Below are 5,542 nucleotides of genomic sequence, written 5' to 3'. Positions count from 1 at the left end.
CGGCTATCAGGAATGGAATAGTTATGTTTCCGTCTTCCCTTCGCAGACGACTACTGTTTCTGCTGATTTGATAGTGGAACAGTCTTATGGTACAATCTCCATTTCTTGTAATCAGAGTGGGGCTAAAATATTTTTAGATGGCACCTATAAAAAGACTACCTTTTCAAGTAATCCGGTAGCCTTAGAAAATATAAAAGACGGATATCACGAACTTACCATAATTAAAGACGGTTTTAGAACCTGGGTAGAAGATATTTGGGTATATTTTGGAGAAATATCTTCAGTGGATGTAACCATGACTAAATTATAGAAGTAGCTGGGAATAAATTTTATTAGGAGGAGACAGACCAATATGAACGAGATTGATGTAGCCATTATTGGTGGAGGACCTGGTGGATATGTGGCCGCTATAAAAGCCGCTCATTTAGGGCTAAAGGCAGTCCTGATAGAAAAGGATAAATTAGGAGGAGTCTGTTTAAACAGAGGTTGTATACCTACCAAAGCTTTGGTAGGTACCGCTGAGCTATTAAACCAACTCCAAAGGGCTAAAGAATTTGGAATTCAAGTTAAAGAATATTCTTATGATTTTCCGGCCATTATGAAGACGAAAGAAATGATAGCTAAGAGAATGAGTTCCGGGGTAGGACAGCTGATGAAAGCTAATCAGATTAGGGTAATTCAGGGAGAAGGTAATATATTAGAGCCAGGAGTAGTGGAAGTCATTAATATTGAAGGTAAAAAAGAGCTTATAAAGACTGAGAATATTATTATTGCTACCGGTTCCTCAGTGATGAAGATACCTATTCCAGGTTTAGAAAATGAGGGGGTAATAGATAGTGACGGAGCTTTATCCTTAAGCGAGTTGCCCACCAAGATGATAATTATTGGAGGAGGAGTAATAGGTATAGAATTTGCCGGTATCTTTAAAGCTATGGGAGTGGAAGTTACCGTGGTAGAGATGCTCCCCAGAATCTTACTTCCTATAGATGAGGAGATAGCCAATAGGCTTGCCTTTATTTTAAAAAGACAGGGAATTAAAATTCTAACCAATAGTAAGGTTGAAGGGATAGAAAAGACCAATCAGAATTTTAAGGTCCTAATTTCTAACCCAGAAGGAAAACAAAGACTGGAAACCGAAAAAGTTCTTTTAGCTGCCGGTAGAGTTCCAGATTTTGGGAATATAAATGTTCAAAAATTGGGTATCGAATTGGAGGGAAGAGCTATTAAAGTAGATCAGAAGATGAGGACTAATATCCCTGGCATCTATGCAGTAGGAGATGTAGTAGGCAAGATAATGTTAGCTCATGTTGCTTCCCGAGAAGGGATAGTGGCGGTGGAGAACATCTCTGGGAAAGAAGTGTTAATGGATTATAAAGTGGTGCCTAATTGTGTATTTTCTTTACCTGAAGTAGCCAGTGTAGGATTAACCGAAGAAGAAGCCAGAAAAAAATATGATCAGATTAAAGTTTCCAAATTTCCCTATCTAGCCAATGGAAAGGCTTTAGGAATGGGAGAAACTGAGGGGATGGTAAAGATAATTGCCGATAGCGATACTTCTGAACTTTTAGGTTTACATATTTTGGGGGCCCATGCTAGTGACTTAATTGCCGAAGGAACCTTGGCTCTTTCTATGGAAGCAACTGCTGAAGAGATTGTAAATACTATTCATGCCCATCCCACCCTGGCAGAAACTATCGCTGAAGCAGCTGAGGGAATAATAGGAAAGCCTATTCATCTGACCAGGTAATTGGTCAAAGTTTGCCAAGGGACGGTCCTTTGACAAAGTCTTAAGTTTGTCAAAGGACCGTCCCTTGGCAAAGTATTAAGTGAGATAAAATAATATACCAAAAAAATGAGAAATACTTCCCCCCAGGACAAAAAGATGCCAGATGGGGTGGTGGTAAGGCAATCTTTTCCATAAATAAAAGATTATTCCCAAAAGGTAAAAAGCTCCCCCGATAAACAGACAGAAAATCATTTTTTGAGGCAGTATCAGCAGCATTGGTTTAAAGGCAACAACAATGAGTAATCCCATAACTACATAAGATAAAACCATTACCGGTTTGAGTTTTTCTTTAAAGGCTATAGAGATTATAATCCCAGCTATGGCCATTCCCCAGATAAGCCCAAAAAGAGTCCATCCCCAGGCTCCCCTCATAGAAACAAGAGTTATGGGAGTATAGCTTCCGGCGATAAGAAGATAGATAGCCAGATGATCCAGGATTCTAAAAATATTTTTTACCTTTGGGTTTACAAAACTATGGTAAAGGGTGGAAGATAGATAAAGCAAGATAAGCGTAGCTCCATATATACTGAAACTTACCATGCGCCAGGCATCGCCGCGTTTGCTGGCCAGAACTACCAGAATTACCAGAGCTGCAGTACTTAAAACCACTCCCAGGCCATGAGTAATACTATTGGCAATTTCTTCACCAATAGTTTGAGCTCCAAAGAGATTAGTCTCTTTTTTTAATTTATTTTTTTTATTTTCTATTTTTTTCATCTATTTTTTAATTTCAGGCTATTTTTAAAAAGATAGTTATTTTATTAAAATTATATAGGTTATTTATGGAGAAATCAACCTCCCGATGAATAATGTTTTATTAGTATGGTTTTATTTAAAAAGAAAGAATAGTATAATATGCTAAGTTGATTAAAATATTATTTTAACTCCCGTAGTAGATATAATAATTATACTGAATTTAATTATTTAAAAAAGATATAGATAGAAAGGAAGATTGATTAATGAGGGAAATATTAGAAAAAGCCTTAAGGAAAAAAGGTAAAGTAGATTATCTGGAGATAAGAGCGGAAAAAAGAGAAACTACTACCATTCATTTTCAGGGTAAAAATTTAGAAAAATTAAATTGTGCTCAAGAATGGGGAGGAAATATCAGAGCCCTGGTCAAAGGGGGATGGAGTTTTATTACTTTCAATCAGTTTAATGATTTAGAGGAAAAAGTAGAACAAGCAATAAAGATAGCGAACTTAATTACTAAAGAAGAAAGTAAACTAGCAGCTATTCCTCCCGTAGTAGAAATAGTAAAAAAAGAGTTGGATGAAGATTTCCGTCAGGTAAGTTTAAAAGAAAAAAAAGAAGTAATCGAAAATTATAATCATAGAATTTTAAATTATGATCAAAAAATACAATCATCTAGTGTGGTTTATGCTGATATTTTTTCCACGGTTTATTTTGTTAATTCTGAAGGAAGTTATATAGAACAAGAAAAACCCTTTCTAAGAGTAAGTTTTACCGCTATAGCCCGAGAAGGAGATAATGTCCAGATGGCTAGTGAGACTTTAGGAACTACCAAAGGTTTTCGTATAGTAAGAGATATTTTACCCCGGGCAGAAAAAGCTACTACCCGAGCCCTGGCTCTCCTTAAAGCTCAGCCAGTGGAGGGAGGAGAATATACCGTTATTATAGATCAAACCCTGGGAGGTGTTTTTATCCATGAAGCCTTTGGGCACTTAAGTGAAGCAGATTTTCTTTATGAAGATGATAGGATGAAAAGTTTAATGATTTTAGGGAAAAGAATTGGTTCTCCCCAACTTAATGTAGTGGATGATGGATCTCTTCCGGATTTGATAGGTTCTTCTAAATATGATGATGAAGGGGTTAAAACAAAGAAGAATTATCTGATTAAAGATGGAATTTTAGTGGGGAGACTTCACTCCAGAGAGACGGCAGAAAAGATGGGAGAGGAACCGACCGGAAATGCCCGGGCCCTTGACTATAATTTTAAACCTATGGTCAGAATGACCAATACTTATATTGAGAATGGGGAGGTTCCTTTTAAGGATTTATTGTCTGGAATAAAAAAAGGAATTTATGCCAAAGACTGTTTTGGAGGTAATACTACTTTTGAGATGTTTACTTTTAGCTCCGGAGAAGGGTTTATGATCAGGGATGGAAAAATTGCTGAGCCGGTTAGAGATGTAGTCTTAAGCGGCAATCTTTTTTCTACTCTTCTGAATATCGAAGGGATAGGGGATGACTTAAAAATAATAGAAGCAGCTGGAGGATGTGGTAAAGGTGGTCAGTCTCCCTTGCCGGTATCTTTCGGTAGTCCACACCTTAGGATAAAAAAAATAATCGTAGGAGGTGGACAGTAAATTGAAAAAATTAATGAAAAAAATCAGTAAAAAAGTGGATTCCGCTGAGTTATTTAAAATAAAAAACCAGACTGTTCCGGTAAATTTTGAAGTAAATAGATTAAAAGCGATAGATATTTCTGAGACTGAAGGGCAAGCTTTACGGGTAATAAATAATGGGAAAGTGGGATTTTCTTCTTCCACTGGGGGATATAATTTAGACTTGATGATTGATAAATCAATAGCTACTTCTGAATTTGGTCCCAGAGCTTCTTTTGATTTTCCTAAAGAAGTAAAATTAGAAGAGAAAGAGAAAGTAAATATTTACGATGCTCAAGTGGCAGAAAAAAGTATTGAAGCAATGATTAGTACCGGGGAAGATATTATTAAGGAGATAGGAAAAGTCAATCGAGAGTTAAGGTGTGATGTTAATATTTTAAAGAATTACCTGGAAGTAAAATACCTGAATTCTAAAGGAGGAAGTTATTCTTATCAAAAGACCATAATGGCTTATTCTGCAATGGTGCAAAAAACAGAAGAGGAAGATATGTTGATCTTATATTCCTCTTTAGAATCGGGGAGAGATAATCTTAATTCAGGAAAATTGTGTGCTGAACTGATTGAAAAATTAGAATGGGGAGAAAAAATTGTTTCAGTAGAAAGTGGAAAGATGCCAGTTATATTTACTCCTGAGGCAGCTTTGGTGTTAATCCTTCCTCTAATTATGGGCTTAAATGGAAAGATGGTGCTCAAGAAAGTATCCCCTTTGTCCGATAAAAAAGGAGAAAAAATGTGGAGTGAATTATTTTCCCTGGATAGCGATGGAACTATAGATTTTGCCCTGGGGAGTGCTCCTTTTGATGATGAAGGAGTAAAGATGAAAAGGTTGCCTTTAGTAGAAAAGGGAGCAATTAAAAACTTTTATTATGATTTACAGACTGCGGGGATAGTTGGAGTAGAAAGCACCGGTAATGGATTAAGGGGGTATATACATAGTGGACCTGCCCCGGAAGTAAATAATTTAATTATACCAGAAGGGAAAGTTTCCTTTTTAGAGATGGTAAAAGATATTAAGCAGGGGATAATTGTAGATCAGGTTCTGGGGTTAGGACAGGGGAATATAATTAGCGGAGCTTTTTCCAATAATGTACAATTAGGTTTTAAAATTGAGAATGGTAAAATAGTAGGAAGAGTCAAGGATGTAATGATCGCTGGTAATGCTCTCCAAGAATTAAATAATATAATAGCTTTAGGTAATAAAGCCAAATGGGTTTCAGGAAAACATAAATTTCCCCACATCTACTTAAAATCCCTTTCCGTTTCTACTAAGAATAAATAAGAGATAGAGCAATATTTTTAAAACAGATAAACATCTAAATCGGGAATAGCAATTATGATAATATATCATATATTTTCCCAAAAGAAGAGGAGGCAGAGAATGATAATT

The 5,542-nt window shown here is 36.1% G+C and carries 5 protein-coding genes; 4 read left to right on the top strand and 1 reads right to left on the bottom strand.

The window, feature by feature from the left end:
- A partial coding sequence (locus COZ07_RS05250) for a PEGA domain-containing protein (protein WP_406607529.1) occupies window positions 1–310 on the top strand: 310 nt, incomplete at its 5' end.
- Between the two features lie 42 nt (window positions 311–352).
- A complete protein-coding gene (gene lpdA / locus COZ07_RS05245; RefSeq protein ID WP_406607528.1) occupies window positions 353–1,747 on the top strand; it encodes an NAD(P)/FAD-dependent oxidoreductase in 1,395 nt (464 codons plus the stop codon).
- Between the two features lie 75 nt (window positions 1,748–1,822).
- On the opposite strand, the gene COZ07_RS05240 is transcribed toward lpdA, so the two are convergent.
- Window positions 1,823–2,503 carry a hemolysin III family protein gene (locus COZ07_RS05240; protein ID WP_406607527.1) on the bottom strand — a complete coding sequence of 227 codons (681 nt, stop codon included), beginning with the start codon at window positions 2,501–2,503 and terminating at the stop codon, window positions 1,823–1,825.
- Between the two features lie 242 nt (window positions 2,504–2,745).
- Between COZ07_RS05240 and COZ07_RS05235 the strand changes: the two genes are divergently transcribed.
- Together COZ07_RS05235 and COZ07_RS05230 are read left to right on the top strand one after the other, a co-directional pair.
- Window positions 2,746–4,116, top strand: coding sequence for a TldD/PmbA family protein (locus COZ07_RS05235; RefSeq protein WP_406607526.1), 1,371 nt, complete (start codon window positions 2,746–2,748; stop codon window positions 4,114–4,116).
- A gap of 1 nt (window position 4,117) precedes the next feature.
- Window positions 4,118–5,434, top strand: a complete 1,317-nt coding sequence (locus COZ07_RS05230) for a TldD/PmbA family protein (RefSeq protein WP_406607525.1) — start codon at window positions 4,118–4,120, stop codon at window positions 5,432–5,434.
- Window positions 5,435–5,542: the final 108 nt, after the last annotated feature.

The organism is Candidatus Infernicultor aquiphilus (assembly GCF_002784285.1).
Lineage (GTDB): Bacteria > Atribacterota > Phoenicimicrobiia > Phoenicimicrobiales > Phoenicimicrobiaceae > Infernicultor > Infernicultor aquiphilus.
This window is presented reverse-complemented; position numbering and strand designations above follow the sequence as displayed.

What these genes read in the sequence shown, in the direction of transcription:
- lpdA (WP_406607528.1), top strand. Translation starts at nt 353, where the DNA reads ATGAACGAGATTGATGTAGCCATTATTGGTGGAGGACCTGGTGGATAT.
- COZ07_RS05240 (WP_406607527.1), bottom strand. Translation starts at nt 2,503, where the DNA reads ATGAAAAAAATAGAAAATAAAAAAAATAAATTAAAAAAAGAGACTAAT.
- COZ07_RS05235 (WP_406607526.1), top strand. Translation starts at nt 2,746, where the DNA reads ATGAGGGAAATATTAGAAAAAGCCTTAAGGAAAAAAGGTAAAGTAGAT.